This window comes from Agarivorans sp. OAG1 (assembly GCF_037076485.1).
Lineage (GTDB): Bacteria > Pseudomonadota > Gammaproteobacteria > Enterobacterales > Celerinatantimonadaceae > Agarivorans > Agarivorans albus.
This window is the reverse complement of the sequence record NZ_AP028990.1, coordinates 2526390-2540807: the sequence shown is the minus strand read 5'-3', so window position 1 is coordinate 2540807 and position 14418 is coordinate 2526390. Positions and strand designations below refer to the sequence as shown.

Below are 14418 nucleotides of genomic sequence, written 5' to 3'. Positions count from 1 at the left end.
TGCTTATTCAGGCGCAATGACCCCACGTTCTTCAAATACTTGTTTAGCGACTAACATGCCGTTAATAGCAGCTGGAAACCCAGCATATACTGCCATTTGTAAAATTACTTCAGTCACCTCTTTTGGGCTACAGCCTACATTAAGGGCGCCATGGATATGTACCGCCAGTTGGGGGGCACAATTGCCCATTGCGGTTAGTGCTGATACCGTTGCTATCTCTCGTGATTTAAGGTCGAGATCCTCACGGCTGTATATGTCGCCAAAGGGAAACTCTATGATGAATTTGGCCAGATCTGGGCAAATACTGGCGAGGCTATTGATCACATTGTGGCCTGCTTCGCCGTCTATTTCGCTTAGCTTATCAAAGCCACGTTGGTATCTTGTTTGTTCCATTGACCACTCCATTAATCTAAGGCTAAGTCACAAGCCTAGACCTTGGAGCTAGCTCCAAGTCAAGCTGCAGCTTACAAGTTTAACCGAGGTTTAATAAAATCAATGAACGCGGTGATACGCCGAGCAACTTTAGATGAGCGGTAGTACACAGCATTAATTTGTCGCTGATTAGTTTCTTCCACCAACAAGGCCGGGAACAAACTCACTAGCGTTCCTTGTTCGATATCGTGTTTAACCATAAATCCCGACAAACACGCAATGCCGTTGCCACTTAATGCTAGTTGGCGAATGGTTTCTCCACTACTAGCAGTAATAGCAGGCTTCATCGATTTAAACCCTTTTAATGGCCAATGGTTTAGCACCTTAGCTCCGCTAAAGCCGATTAACTCATGTTCGTGTAATTGCGCAACGTGCAGGGGCGCGCCGCGTTTTTCGAGATAAGCTGGAGAGGCGACGATATACAAATTACTCACGCCGATGGGGCGAGCATGCAGGGTGGAGTCAGCTAATGTGCCTATGCGGATCGCCAAATCGGTTTTCTTCTCCAGTAAGTCTACAAAGCCGTCGTTGGTATTTAGCTCTAGTTCTATATTGGGGAAGGCGAGTTTAAAATCATTTATTAGTGGAACGAGTTGATGAATTACAAACGGGCTTGCCGCATCAACTCGGAGCCTACCTTGAGGCAATTCACCCTTACTAATAATATCTTCTTCAGCTTGTTGAATTTGGCTTAAACCTACACGTACTGCTTCTATAAACTGGCGGCCTTCGTCGGTTTGTACCACCCGTCTGGTGGTTCGGTTAAGAATAGTAATGCCTAGTTGCTTTTCTATTTTGCTAACCGCTCTAGATACCTTAGCAACTTGTATATCCAAGGCATCTGCGGCAGCTGAGAAGCCTCCGCTATCAACTACAGCCAACAAAATTTCAAGATCATCAGAACGATTTTTTAGGTTAAACATCAGCAACTCTTTGTGAAGAAATCAACAAAAGTGAATGCTTAATACTAGTGTTTATTACAAAAGTTTTCTTAAATTTATCGCTTTATCACTTACATTTTCTACAAAAGTATTTTGTTGATACTGCCATTTCTGACAAAAGTTAATTAACTAATAATGCTTGCCATCAACTGTTGCACAGCGCAACAACCTAATCGATGACGAGAGATTACTGTTATGCCTTTAGCTTTATTTGCACTTACTTTAAGTGCCTTTGCCATTGGAACCACCGAGTTTGTGATAGTGGGGTTAATTCCTACTATGGCCCAGGACTTAGCGGTTTCTTTACCTTCTGCTGGATTGTTAGTGAGCTTGTATGCCTTAGGTGTTGCGGTTGGTGCCCCAGTGTTAACCGCATTAACTGGCAAGTGGCCACGCAAACAAGTGCTGCTTGCGGTGATGAGTTTATTTGTCGCGGGCAATTTATTAGCTTGGCAGGCTCCGAGTTATGAAATCCTAGTGGGTGCGCGAATTCTTACAGGTTTAGCCCATGGCGTGTTCTTTTCTATAGGTTCGACCATCGCAACGGGTTTAGTAGCAAAAGAAAAAGCTGCTAGCGCTATAGCCATTATGTTTACCGGACTAACGGTAGCGCTTGTTACTGGTGTGCCTTTGGGTACCTACATTGGCCAACATTTTGGTTGGGAAACCACATTTTTGGTAGTAGCGATTTTGGGCTTAATTGCACTTATTGGCAGTGCTTTTTTGGTGCCTAGTAATTTGAAGCAAGCGCCTGCCACTAAAATATCAGAGCAAGTTAAAGTATTAACAGAGCCTCGATTGTTGTTGGTATATGCAATAACCGCTATAGGTTACGGTGGTTCGTTTACTGCGTTTACCTTTTTAGCGTCTATCTTGCAGGACGTAAGTGGATTTAACGCCAGCGCTATTAGCTTGATTATGTTGGTGTATGGCGTGTCGGTCGCCTTTGGCAACATCTGGGGTGGAAAAATGGCTGACCGTTTAGGCCCAACTAAAGCACTAAGCTGGATATTCTTAGGTTTAGCCTCGGTACTGTTGGTATTCAACTTTACCGCGGTTAACCCTATTACAGCTGTATTAACCATTCTAGTGTGGGGGGCTTTTGCCTTTGGCAATGTGCCGGGCTTACAGGTTTATGTGGTGAAGTTAGCCGAGCAATATACGCCCAACGCAGTGGATGTAGCCTCAGGTTTAAACATTGCTGCGTTTAACGTCGGCATTGCTATAGGCGCTTGGGGCGGCGGAATGATAGTTGCCAATGTTGGGGTAGAACATACTCCTTGGGCTGGAGCATTGATTGTTGTTGGCGCCTTATTGCTAACCCGTTTAAGTGCAGCCTTGGATAACAAACAAAAGCAATCTGCTAAATCTGAGCTTTGCCAAGCGGCATAAGCCATTTTTGAATCTTAAGGAGCCTATTGGCTCCTTTTTTTGTTATTTCACCCAGTGGTATTGACTGGCCAATGGTTAGGGAAAAAGCTTTAAGCAAAACTGATAGGTGCTAATTCTAGTTGTTAACGATAGCGGTTTACCATAAGCAAACAAGGATGACTAACCAATTGCAAAAACGCTAAGGACAAAACAACAAATAAGGGCAAAACATGAAAATAAGACTAGTTAGTTTGTTATTGGCCAGTGTGTTTATCAGTGCTTGCGAAACATCTAACACATCAGACGCTAAGCCAAGTCAAACCACTGCTACCGTTGCCGTAGATCTCGCCAACGCTGCTCAACAGCAACTTACCTTTGAAGAAGTGTACACAACCACAGTATTAGCAAATGAAGAAGTGAGGGTGATATCCAGAGTTACATCAACCTTACTTGATAAGCACTTTCAAGCAGGGGATTTTGTCGAGCAAGGCCAATTACTATTTAGTCTAGACCCTCTGGAATTTGAGCTTAACCTAGCCAGCTTGCAAGCTAATTTGGTTAACGTTTCCGCCAAATACAATTCAGCACTTAAAAGCCTACAACGCGCTAAGCAACTAGGCGATGCCATTTCCAAGCAAGAACTAGAAGATATAGAAACCAAGTTTTTGGTTAATCAAGCCAGCCTTAAAGCCATTGCAAAGCAAGTCGACGATGCAGAGCTTTTGTTAAGCAGAACCGAGATTAAAGCTACGCGATCTGGGCGTATTAGCCAAACTCAATTTAGCCCTGGCGATACGGTTGGGGTAGGCCAAGTGTTAGCCTCTATCGTTGATGACAGTAACTTTAAAGTCACTGTGAGTATTGATGAGAAAACAGTTCTAAAAGCTATTCAGCAATACCGCGATGGTAGCTCCCAGTTTGAAGTGTTGGCGAGATTTTTAGATGGCAGCAAATACCCATTAGCTGGTGAGCTTGATTTTATCGACAATCAAATTAACCCAGCTACTGGCGCACTAGCAGTAGGCTTTAAATTTGCCAATGACGACAGTGTATTTGTTGGCCAATTTGTTGAAGTGGTATTGCGTGAAATGAAACAAGCGATTGTGATCCCCAGCAGAGCATTAGTACAAACCGCTAACGGGCCTGCTGTTTATAGGGTAAGCGGAGGCAAGGCAAAACTGCAGCCAGTAGAACTGGGCTTTCAGTTGGGTAATCAAACTGAAGTATTAACGGGCTTAGAAGATGGCAATGTTGTGGTCTCTAGAGGCCAGCAAAAGCTAAGTGATGGCAGCTTAGTAAGACAGCGAGGTTAGTATGGTTAAGTTCTTTATTTCGCGCCCTAAAACCGCCATCGTTCTATCGGTGATCATGAGCGTGTTAGGCGCCTTAGCGGCTTACACTATGCCGGTAGGGCAGTATCCCGATGTTGCACCGCCTATGATCAACGTATTCACCCAATACAACGGCGCTAACTCTAGTGTAGTGAACGATACCGTTGCTTCGGTAATAGAGAAAGAAGTAAACGGGGTTGAAGGAATGATTTACATGAAATCAACTTCTTCCAATGACGGTTCATACAATTTAAACGTAACCTTTGAGACTGGTTTTGACGCAGACAGAGCGGCTACCTTGGTACAAAATCGGGTAAATGCTGCTCAGCCCTTACTACCCGATGAGGTTAAGCGCAGTGGTATTTATGTAGAAAAGCTGAGCCCTTCGATGCTAATGATTGCAAGCCTAAACTCTCAGACCGGTGCTCACGACACCTTAGAGTTAAGCTACTACTTAACTGGCATTGTGCGAGAAACTTTATCCAGAATTAAAGGCGTAAGTAAAGTAACGCCCCTAGGTGAAAAAGAATATGCCATGCGAGTATGGCTTGAGCCAGAGCGTTTACAGGCTTTAGATTTAACTGTTAATGATATTTCTGCTGCTATTGCCGACCAAAATGCCGTGCGTGGCGCGGGCAGTGTAGGCGCAGAGCCGGTAACCGGAAATAATGATTGGCAATACACTGTGCAAGTTCGAGGTCGATTAGCCAACGAGCAGGCCTTTGGTAACATTCGAGTTAAAGCCTATCCCGATGGCACTTTAGTACGCTTAAAAGATGTTGCTCGTATTGAGCTGGGCGCGCAAAAGTATTTGGTCGATACCTATCTAAACAACCAAGAGTCGGTTGCTATGATGATCTACCAAGATCCAACTGCCAACGCCATGCAAGTAGCCGAAGATGTGCGAGCCGCAATGGCTAAACTTGAGCAAAGTTTGCCAAATGGCATGGTGTTTTCCTTGCCTTATGATGCTACCGAATTTATCGATGTTTCCATCTACAACGTACAAGAAACACTGGTAATTGCATTAATCCTAGTGACCTTGGTGACCTATTTATTCTTGCAAACTTGGCAAGCTACATTGATTCCTGCGATTGCCATTCCTGTTTCCCTTATAGCAACGTTTGCAGTGATGAAAGCATTTGGTTCAACCATTAATACCATTAGCTTATTTGGTTTAGTGTTAGCCATTGGTGTGGTGGTTGACGCCGCCATCGTGGTGATTGAAAACGTGGAGCGCCTGCTGCACGAAACCACTAAACCGGTTAAAGAGTGCGTAGAAATAGCCATGAAAGAAGTGATTGGTCCATGTATTGCCGCAGCTGCTGTGCTGTTAGCGGTGTTTGGCCCAACGCTTGTAATGCCTGGCATGGTGGGGATTATTTATGCTGAATTTGGCATCGCCATTTCAGTCTCTGTAGTTATTTCCACCTTGGTTGCGATGACCTTAACGCCAGCACTATGCGTGATGCTAATGAATCGCGATCTTAAACCAAACCGTTTCTTTCAAGCATTTAACCGCGGTTTTGAACGTTTTACCGAATTGTTTGGCAAAGGCGTAGCAGTGTTGTGTCGCCGAGTGGGTATTGCGGTGTTGTTGTTCTCGGTGTTTTTGGGGGCTAGCGCTTATTTAGGTGCTAGTTTACCCGGTGGCTTCTTACCCGATGAAGACCAAGGAACCTTTTTTGCGGTGGTTGATTTACCGGAAGGGGCTGCGCTTAATCGCACGCGCGACATGACAAAATTGTTGGTGGAGTCGTTAGCAGATGATCCCGATATTGAGATGGCGTTTTCTGCCGCTGGTTACAACTTATTAAACGAGTCGAGTAACTCAAATTCTGCTTTGTTGGTGTTTAGTCTAAAACACTGGGACCAGCGATCAGATAAGCAACAACATCAAGATCAGGTTATTGCACGAGTACAAGCTGCCATTGATGCTTTACCGGAAGGTGTGGGTTTTGCATTTGGCTTACCGGCCATTCCTGCCCTAGGTATGGTAAATGGTTTTGAATTTGTGCTTAAAGATGAAATGGGCAAGGGGCCAGAAAAAACTGCTGAGGTACTCGAACAGCTACTCGACAAAGCTAATCAGCGTGAAGAGATTGCCTCGGCCTTTTCTACTTTTAGCATCAGTATGCCTAACTTGTACCTCGACATTAACGAAGAGCGGGCTGCTGCGATGGGTGTTGCCTTTGGTGACATAGTAAATACCCTTAATGTGCAATATGGCGGAAGTTACATTAATGACTTTACAAAAGGCGGAAGAAACTACCGAGTAATGCTGCAGGCTGAAGCAGACTCTAGACAACAAATCGATGATTTATCGAATCTTTATGTTCGTTCTAGCCAAGGCGAGATGGTGCGATTAAGCAACTTGGTTTCGGTTCGTACGGTGCTTAATCCTAGTTCTTTGGTTCGCTATAACGTATCAGGCAGCACCACAATTAATGGTATTACCATGCCAGGTTACAGCTCAGGTCAAGCCATTGCAGCAATGGAACAGCTTGCTAATGAGGTTTTACCTACAGGGTTTAGCTATGAATGGACCGGTTTAACCTTACAAGAACAGCAAGCAGGTAACGCTAGCCTCATTGCGTTTGCTTTTGCCATGTTATTCACTTACTTGTTTTTAGTTGCTCAGTATGAATCTTGGTTAACGCCATTAGCTATTTTGCTAGCAGTACCCACTGCAATATTTGGTGTTTTGTCAGCGGTGTTACTTAGCGGCACAACCATCAACCTGTACTCGCAAATCGCCATTATGCTGCTTATAGGTATGGCAAGCCGTAACGCTATTCTTATTGTGGAGTTTGCTAAGCAGCTACGAGAGCAAAAAGGTTATAGCATTGTAGAAGCGGGCGTTGCAGCAGCTAAATTGCGTTTTCGTGCTGTGTTGATGACAGCATTCTCCTTCATACTAGGCGTAGTGCCGTTAATGCTAGCATCTTCAGCTGGGGCTGCGGCGATGCAAGCAATTGGTATGGCGTCGTTTGGTGGAATGCTGGCAGCTACGGTGCTTGGCTGTTTGTTTGTTCCAGCGTTTTTTGTGTTGTTCCAAACTTTACGCGAGCGCTTTTCTAGCAGAAAACAACCAGAGCCTGAGTTATTAATTGCTACTTTCCCAGCAAGCAATGACTAGTTAAAACTGCAACCTGTTATATATATTTGCCCAACTATTGAAAAATAGTTGGGCTTTGCTGAAATGGAAGCTAGTGAAGGTAGGTCTTTGATTGGCAAGAATAAGCACTAAGGTGCTTAATTCGACTACGCTTAAACAAGATCCTAAATCATGGAGTTAGCTTTGAAAAAGCACATCTCACTCATTCTATCTATTTACGTCGCCTTTGTATTTTTGCAATCTCTGTTCTTTAAGTTTGCTGGTTGGTTTGGCAGCCCAGCAGATATTACCGTGTACATATTTGACACCGTTGGGCAGTGGTTACGAGATGGTTTAGGGCTTAATCTTATTGGCGATCTGTTTGGCCAATACGGCGAAACAGTGATTGGATTAGCAGAGTTAGTGGCCAGCATTTTAATTTTGCGTAAATCTACTCGTTTCTATGGCGCATTTATTGGCTTAGGGGTTATGTCTGGCGCGATATTTTTTCACATTTTTACCCCGCTTGGGCTATTCCCTTACACCGATTTAAGCTGCTTACAAGATGGATGCCCCAGAGAGTACCCACTGTTCTTTATGGCTATAGGAGTGTGGTTAAGTTGCGCTTATTTGTTGTATCGCGACAGAAGCAAAATACTTGGCTAAACGGAATAAAATTAAGTTATAAAAAAGGCACCTTGTTAGGTGCCTTTTTAGTTAACGGGTGTAACCGTTAAATTCTTTTTCGTGTCCAATGCTCGACATGGGACCATGTCCGGGTAAAAACTGATAGGCATCATCAAGCGTATAAAGCTGAGTTTTGATGGCGTTGATCAGAGTAGGGTGATCGCCTTTGGGGAAATCGGTTCGTCCAATCGAACCGTTAAACAATACGTCTCCCACAATAGCCAATTGATTGTCGTGGTCGACAAACACTACGTGACCAGGCGTATGGCCAGGGCAATGGCGTACTTCTAACTTTAATTCACCAACTTCAATCACATCACCATGCTCTAACCATCGGTCAGGGGTAAAGCTAGCAACCTCAGGAAAGCCGAACATTTGGCATTGCATGGCCATTTTGCTGATCCAGAAATCATCATCTTTATGTGGACCAATTAACGGTACCTGGTAGCGCTGCTGAATAATGCTGCTAGCGCCTACGTGGTCTAGGTGGCCATGGGTGAGCAAGATTTTGGTGACTTCAACACCAGCTTTCTCTACTGCTGCTTGAATCAATTGAGGATCGCCGCCTGGATCGACAATCGCAGCTTGTTTGCTTTTATCACACCAGATAAGGGTGCAATTTTGTTGAAATGGAGTTACGGGAATTATTTGGTAAGCCATCTTAGTTAACTCTTATTGATTACAAGCCTAGGGGCTGTTTATCTTTCGCGGTTAGAATCAGCTCGAAAGATGAATAGCCCTAGTGTACGGATGTAAATGAAATTTTCTATAGTTTGTAATAACTAAGCCACCAATTAAAGTGGCTTATGTTTATAATGGAATTAAGCCCAACAGATTGGAGAATCACTTGAATATCAAAGATATTATGCAAACTCGAGTTGTTACCGTAGGCATGGATCAGCGGCTATTCGATATAAAAGACATTTTTGATAATGTGAGTTTTCATCACCTAGTGGTACTCGATGATGAAAACGCTGTGGTTGGCGTTCTTACTGAATCAGATTTGTTAGCCTCACTCAGCCCTTATTTGGGAAAAGCAGCTGAAAGCCAACGTGACGTGCATACCTTAACCCAGCGAGTTCATCATGTTATGACTCGCCAGCCTTTGTGTTGTGACGCCAATACCAGCATTAGCGATGCTGGCCGTAACTTAGTGGACAAAGGCATTAGCTGTTTGCCGGTGATTGATGAGCACAATAAGTTACTGGGCCTTGTGACGTGGCGCGATGTATTAGCCTGTTTGCTAGTGAACAACGATAACTAATGCAAAACACTACCGAGAACCAATCTCCAATCATGTTTATGGGCTGCACCAGCGATGCGGGTAAATCCTTGGTATGCGCACTGGTTTGTCGCCATTTAACTAATCTTGGTAGCAACGTTGCGCCGTTTAAAGCACAAAACATGAGTAACAATGCTGCGGTGACTCAAGAAGGTGGAGAAATTGGCCGCGCCCAATATCTACAGGCGATAGCTGCAAAGCAGACGCCCAGCATAGATATGAACCCGGTGTTGTTAAAACCACATAGCGATAAAGGCGCTCAGGTGGTGGTGAATGGCGAAGTAAGCCATGAGCTGTTAGCGAAAGATTGGCACCAACGAAAATCTGTACTTTGGCCTGCCGTTACCGCTAGCTTGGCTCGCTTGCAACAGGGTTTCTCTCAACTTGTTATTGAAGGGGCTGGAAGTCCCGCTGAAGTTAATTTGCGTAAAAGTGATATTGTAAATATGGAAGTAGCCTTGCATTGTAAGGCATCGGTTTATCTTATTGCTGATATCGACCGCGGCGGGGCATACGCGCACCTACTAGGAACATGGATGTGTTTAAGTGCAGAAGAACAACGGCTTGTAAAAGGTTTTGTGCTAAACAAGTTTCGAGGTGAACAGGCTTTATTACACGATGCCAATGTGTGGTTAGAAGAAAAAACCGGCATACCAATAGTGGCAGTGATCCCATGGACTGAGCATCAATTACCAGAAGAAGATAACTTTTTTCACCGAAGCGTTTGGCAACCTAATTGTCTGAACATTGCCTTAATTGTTTACCCTTATGCCAGCAACTTAGATGAGTTTGATCCTTTGGTGTATCAAGCAGGGGTTAATGTTGTGCCAATGCGTGACAGCCAAGACCTAGGCCATTTTGACGCCATTATCTTACCAGGTTCTAAACACGTGGCTGCTAGCCGAAAGCATTTAGCCAAAACAGGTTTAGACAAGCAAATTATTAAGGCGGCTAAACAAGGCGTTCGGGTAACTGGCATTTGTGGTGGTTTACAGATTTTAGGTGAACGTAACCTAGATCCTAGTTCTGTAGAAGGTGAAACGTTTGATGGTTTATCCTTACTGCCACTAACTACTGTTTATTCATATGTAAAAACGACGATTCAACGAAGCATTAGTTACCGCGGCGAAACAATAGCTTGTTATGAAATTCATCACGGGCAAACCCAATGTTCAGTTCAGCTAGATAGCTTTGTTGAACAAGCAACGGGGTGGCAGCTTAATAATGTTCAAGGCTCTTATCTGCATGATTTATTTACTAATAGAAAGGTGTGCCAAGACTGGCTAGAAAGCCTTGGTTGGCAAGGGCAATGCGAAGATTGGAATCAGGTAGTAGACAATGAATTAGATAGGCTATGTGACAAGTTGGACTTGCCACTTAGCCAGATATCGGAGCATGCTGGGATAACTAAGGCTTAGTTTACCCAACCTTGTTCACGATAATAACGTAGCGCGCCAGGGTGAAGTGGAGCGCTTAGGTTGGTATTGATCATTTGCTCTACGTTCAGCTCTGAAAGAGCGGGGTGCAGAGAGCGCAGGGTATTCAAGTTTTCAAATATCGCTGCAACAAAGTTATAAACCGTTTGCTCCGAGAGTTGTTTATCGGCCACTAGCGTTGCACTTACGCCAATTGACGATACATCGTTTGGGTTTCCGTGGTAGGTTCCACCTTTAATGGTTACTGGGGAGAAGTATTCGTACTTTTCTGCCAGCGCCATAATAGTCTTTTTCGACAAACTTAATAAGTTCGACTCACACATAGTGGTAGCACGGGTTATCGAAGTATTTGGGTGGCCAACAACATAAATAATGGCATCGGTTTTCTTCCCACAAAGAGCACGACTTTGTTCGTCTGGTTTAAGGTTGGTAATTTTAGAGAAGTCGGACTCTTGCCAGTTTAACTGCTGCATAACCACCTGCATGGTGGAATATTGACCAGAACCCACCGGACCAAGGTTTAGAGCATGGCCTTTAAGCTCATCAATTTGGCTAACATTTAGATCGGCGTTAACCAATACAGTTAAGGCTTCTGAATAGAGTGAGAGCAGTGAACGTAATTCACTATAAGCACCTTGTTCAGTGAATTCACCAGCGCCTTGGTAGGCTTGCCAATGAACGTCTGATTGAACAATGGCTAAATCAATGTCGCCGGCTTTTAGCGCTTCTATGTTATCACTAGAACCCCCCGAGCTTTCGGCGGTACAACTTAATTTTCGGTGTTCGTTGCTTTGTTCAAGAAGTCGGCATAATGCATTGCCAGTTGGGTAGTAAACACCACTTACGTTGCCAGTGCCTACAAATAAGTATTCATTGCTATGCGCCAAGTTTGCGTTGATCGCTAGTGCAGCAGTCAACAAATATAGAGAAAATCGTGTCATTGTTTCACCCGAAAATGTCTTCTTTCCTTAGAATAACTTAGCCAATATACACAGTTATTTAGTAAAACGCTTGTTTGGGCGACTAAGTTGTGAGCTGGAAAACCTTCGATTTTTCTTATTGTTAATCTATTCAGGGGCAAAAGTGACTGGCTTTAGAGTAAAAGCACAGTTATTTTGGCTGATTATTTTTGATCTAGTTAAACAAAGCGCCGTTTATGTTTCGCATAGTGACTCGTTGCTAAACAATAATCCGTTATAATCAAGCCAGTATTTTTTAAAGTGGTTACTTGTTTGGTTTCTTCAGACCCTTCTGGTTATACGCTGGAAATTTGTTGTTATAGTGAAAATGACATTATTAGTGCCATCAAAGGTGGTGCTACGCGCATAGAGTTATGTGCAGGACAGCGTGATGGAGGTACTACACCGAGTTACGGCGCACTGCTGCAAGCCCGCCAATATCTGCCAAAAATTGACATTGTGGTAATGATTCGCCCACGGGGTGGAGACTTTTGTTATAGCCACAGTGAACTACAACATATGGTCGAAGACATTAAGCTAGTTAAACAGTTAGGGTTTAACGGCGTGGTGTTTGGTGCGTTAACTCACCAAGCTACTGTTGATCTTGATGCCTGCAAGCGACTTATTGCAGCTTCTACCAATCTATCTAGCACTTTTCATCGCGCTTTTGATTGCACAGCTAATCCTACCGTTGCAGCAACGCATCTTAGCGAATTAGGCATAAATAGGGTGTTGAGCTCAGGACAACAGAATTACATCGAGCAGGGATTATCATTGCTAATAGCCTTACAGCAACAACATCAAAATATCGAATGGATAGTGGCTGGGGGCGTTCGTGCTCACAACTTAGCTATGCTAAAAATGCAGGGAATAAAGCATTTTCATAGTGCCGCCTCGGAGCCTTTGTTAAGCCAGTTTGATACTCGTTATGCTTTAGCAATGGCTGCTGATAAGGATCCACAATTAGAACTACAACGCGCCCAAGTTTCTCAACGAGAAGTGAGCTCCATGGCCTTAGCTCTAGAGCGTAATTAATATGTTGCCAAACTTACTACATCGTATTCGCCATTTTGTTTATTACTTAGCTAGCTCATTAAAAAATCGCGGCATAGCCATGTTTGGTGCTTATCTAATAGTGCAAGCTAGCTGGCTCGCCATATTTGCGCCTTTGTCGATAGTGGTGAGTGAAGCGTTGATGTCTTGGTATGGGCTAAAGGGAGTTGCCAATCAAGAACTATTGGCTTTCTTCTTATCGCCCAGCGGCTACTTGTTCGCTATATGGCTAGTCGCGATGGCCTTATTCAACTTCTTCTTGCAGCAGGGTGCTTTAACCTTATTGCTTGCGCAGCACGAAGTGAACAAACGTTCGGTGTCGCAGGCGATTCGTTTACTGGTTAATCGTGCTTGGACAATCGCTAGATTAGCGTTTTTGCAATCTGCCTTGCTGATTAGCATCAGCTGTACGCTGTTGTTTATTGGCCGTTGGTTGTTTGGCTTAATGTTAGCCGACTGGGATATTAACTATTATCTAGACCAGCAACGAAATCAGCTTTGGTTTTATTTTGCCGCCTTAAGTATTGGCGGCTTACCCTTGGCTGTTTGGCTTGGCGCTAAATGGCTTAACTGGTGGTTTGCCTTGCCATTTTGCATGTTGCAGAAAAAGCCGTTGCTTGCTCAGCTTAAAGATTCCACCCAATTAAGTATTGGCCAACGTAAATTAATTTTGTGTTTGAACCTTGCTTGGTTTGCCTTACGCACTTCTGTATTTGTTGCGGTGATCGCTGGCTTTATTTGGTTACTTCGCATTAGTTTAAATTGGTGGGCACCTGAAGACGTCACTCCCTTAGTATTATTTCTTTTCAGTGCAATAGTGCTGGCGGGTGGCTCTGTTCTTAGCTTTTTAGACACTTGGCTGTACGCAAGTATTCAGTTCTATCTATTTAAGGTATTGCTAAAACAACACAAAGAAAGCGTAAGCAAACAGCACCAAAAGGTTCTTAATGAAAATCACCGCGTTCACTTAGGCTTGCGCCTGATGTTTATTGCTGTTTTGTTGTTGGGCGCTAGTGAAATGAAAGAGGAAATTGGCGCCTTTAGTCAGCGTTTTAGCGAGCCAAGCTCAATGCTGGTGATGGGGCATCGGGCTGGAGGCTGGTTGGCTTTAGAAAACAGTTTAGAAGGTTTACAAAAGTCGATAAACCTGGAATTGCCGGTGACCGAGATTGATGTACAGTTAACCGCTGATGGTCAAATTGCTGTGGTTCACGATCGCGATTTACGCCGCTTAACCGGAAGTGATTTGGTGGTACCAGAAAGCTCATTTGTACAGATTCAACAGGCCTTTGTGGACGCAGGATTTAGCCAACCGCAGGCCTTACCTTATTGGTTAAAAAAGAGCGCCAACAAGATTACCTTAAACATTGAGCTTAAACGCTACAACAATTCCCTAGCCTTGGTTCCGGCGCTACTAGAATCTTTAAAAGAATATCCATACCCGGTCATCATAAGTAGTTTAGACATTGAACTGCTTGAAGAACTAAAGCTGCAAATAAGCGGTACCGAATTGGCAAATAGGATTAGCACTGCCTTTATTGCTGCAGCCAGTTTTGGAGAGTCGGCGGTTCAGCAAAATGTAGATATGTTGATTGTGAACCAACAATGGGTGAACGCTTGGCGACTTTTTAGCGCCCAGCAGCGTGGCCAAGAAGTACATGTTTGGACAGTTAACAATGCTGCAGACGTTGAGCGACTTTATTATTTACGGGTAAATGGGGTGGTTACTGACTCGCCAATAATGGCTTTAGAAACCCTAGAACGGCTTAATGGTTTAAGCGACGTTGATCATATAGTAAATAGTTTGCGCTATTGGTTAGCACTCTAAC

Annotated in this window: 12 protein-coding genes; 8 read left to right on the top strand and 4 right to left on the bottom strand. The window is 43.9% G+C overall.

Annotated features, from left to right (window positions below; all coding sequences use genetic code 11):
* Positions 1–3: 3 nt before the first annotated feature.
* Complete coding sequence (locus tag OAG1_RS11590) at positions 4–393, bottom strand: carboxymuconolactone decarboxylase family protein (protein ID WP_338621392.1); 390 nt, start codon at positions 391–393, stop codon at positions 4–6.
* 71 nt (positions 394–464) lie between these two features.
* Entirely contained in the window at positions 465–1355 is an 891-nt protein-coding gene (locus tag OAG1_RS11585; RefSeq protein WP_338621391.1) for a LysR family transcriptional regulator, read from the bottom strand.
* Between the two features lie 213 nt (positions 1356–1568).
* Between OAG1_RS11585 and OAG1_RS11580 the strand changes: the two genes are divergently transcribed.
* The 4 genes from OAG1_RS11580 (at position 1569) to OAG1_RS11565 (ending at position 7838) form a co-directional block, all read left to right on the top strand.
* Complete coding sequence (locus OAG1_RS11580) at positions 1569–2765, top strand: MFS transporter (protein ID WP_338621390.1); 1197 nt, start codon at positions 1569–1571, stop codon at positions 2763–2765.
* A gap of 209 nt (positions 2766–2974) precedes the next feature.
* On the top strand, positions 2975–4057 hold the full coding sequence (locus OAG1_RS11575) for an efflux RND transporter periplasmic adaptor subunit (RefSeq protein WP_338621389.1): 1083 nt from the start codon (positions 2975–2977) through the stop codon (positions 4055–4057).
* Position 4058: 1 nt separating this feature from the next.
* On the top strand, positions 4059–7214 hold the full coding sequence (locus OAG1_RS11570) for an efflux RND transporter permease subunit (RefSeq protein WP_338621388.1): 3156 nt from the start codon (positions 4059–4061) through the stop codon (positions 7212–7214).
* 162 nt (positions 7215–7376) lie between these two features.
* Positions 7377–7838 carry a hypothetical protein gene (locus tag OAG1_RS11565; protein ID WP_338621387.1) on the top strand — a complete coding sequence of 154 codons (462 nt, stop codon included), beginning with the start codon at positions 7377–7379 and terminating at the stop codon, positions 7836–7838.
* A gap of 51 nt (positions 7839–7889) precedes the next feature.
* Here OAG1_RS11565 and OAG1_RS11560 read toward each other — a convergent pair whose 3' ends face one another.
* A complete protein-coding gene (locus OAG1_RS11560) occupies positions 7890–8519 on the bottom strand; it encodes an MBL fold metallo-hydrolase (protein ID WP_221077025.1) in 630 nt (209 codons plus the stop codon).
* Between the two features lie 187 nt (positions 8520–8706).
* Here OAG1_RS11560 and OAG1_RS11555 point away from each other — a divergent pair, with 187 nt between their 5' ends.
* Both OAG1_RS11555 and OAG1_RS11550 read left to right on the top strand, forming a co-directional pair.
* Positions 8707–9123: a CBS domain-containing protein gene (locus OAG1_RS11555; RefSeq protein ID WP_338621386.1), complete on the top strand. Its 417-nt coding sequence runs from the start codon at positions 8707–8709 to the stop codon at positions 9121–9123.
* Positions 9123–10559, top strand: coding sequence for a cobyric acid synthase (locus OAG1_RS11550; protein ID WP_338621385.1), 1437 nt, complete (start codon positions 9123–9125; stop codon positions 10557–10559). The genes OAG1_RS11555 and OAG1_RS11550 overlap by 1 nt, the downstream gene beginning before the upstream one ends.
* Here OAG1_RS11550 and OAG1_RS11545 read toward each other — a convergent pair.
* On the bottom strand, positions 10556–11518 hold the full coding sequence (locus tag OAG1_RS11545) for a TAXI family TRAP transporter solute-binding subunit (protein ID WP_016403046.1): 963 nt from the start codon (positions 11516–11518) through the stop codon (positions 10556–10558). The genes OAG1_RS11550 and OAG1_RS11545 overlap by 4 nt on opposite strands.
* Before the next feature lie 291 nt (positions 11519–11809).
* On the opposite strand from OAG1_RS11545, the gene OAG1_RS11540 reads away from it, so the two are divergent.
* Both OAG1_RS11540 and OAG1_RS11535 read left to right on the top strand, forming a co-directional pair.
* A complete protein-coding gene (locus OAG1_RS11540; protein WP_338621384.1) occupies positions 11810–12571 on the top strand; it encodes a copper homeostasis protein CutC in 762 nt (253 codons plus the stop codon).
* Between the two features lies 1 nt (position 12572).
* Positions 12573–14417 (top strand): glycerophosphodiester phosphodiesterase family protein, encoded by a 1845-nt coding sequence (locus OAG1_RS11535; protein WP_338621383.1) that lies wholly within the window; start codon positions 12573–12575, stop codon positions 14415–14417.
* The last annotated feature ends 1 nt before the right edge of the window (position 14418 follow it).

Coding starts and splice junctions, on each gene's coding strand:
- OAG1_RS11545 (WP_016403046.1), bottom strand. CDS start 11,518: ATGACACGATTTTCTCTATATTTGTTGACTGCTGCACTAGCGATCAAC.
- OAG1_RS11585 (WP_338621391.1), bottom strand. CDS start 1,355: ATGTTTAACCTAAAAAATCGTTCTGATGATCTTGAAATTTTGTTGGCT.
- OAG1_RS11575 (WP_338621389.1), top strand. CDS start 2,975: ATGAAAATAAGACTAGTTAGTTTGTTATTGGCCAGTGTGTTTATCAGT.
- OAG1_RS11590 (WP_338621392.1), bottom strand. CDS start 393: ATGGAACAAACAAGATACCAACGTGGCTTTGATAAGCTAAGCGAAATA.
- OAG1_RS11535 (WP_338621383.1), top strand. CDS start 12,573: ATGTTGCCAAACTTACTACATCGTATTCGCCATTTTGTTTATTACTTA.
- OAG1_RS11570 (WP_338621388.1), top strand. CDS start 4,059: ATGGTTAAGTTCTTTATTTCGCGCCCTAAAACCGCCATCGTTCTATCG.
- OAG1_RS11580 (WP_338621390.1), top strand. CDS start 1,569: ATGCCTTTAGCTTTATTTGCACTTACTTTAAGTGCCTTTGCCATTGGA.
- OAG1_RS11560 (WP_221077025.1), bottom strand. CDS start 8,519: ATGGCTTACCAAATAATTCCCGTAACTCCATTTCAACAAAATTGCACC.
- OAG1_RS11550 (WP_338621385.1), top strand. CDS start 9,123: ATGCAAAACACTACCGAGAACCAATCTCCAATCATGTTTATGGGCTGC.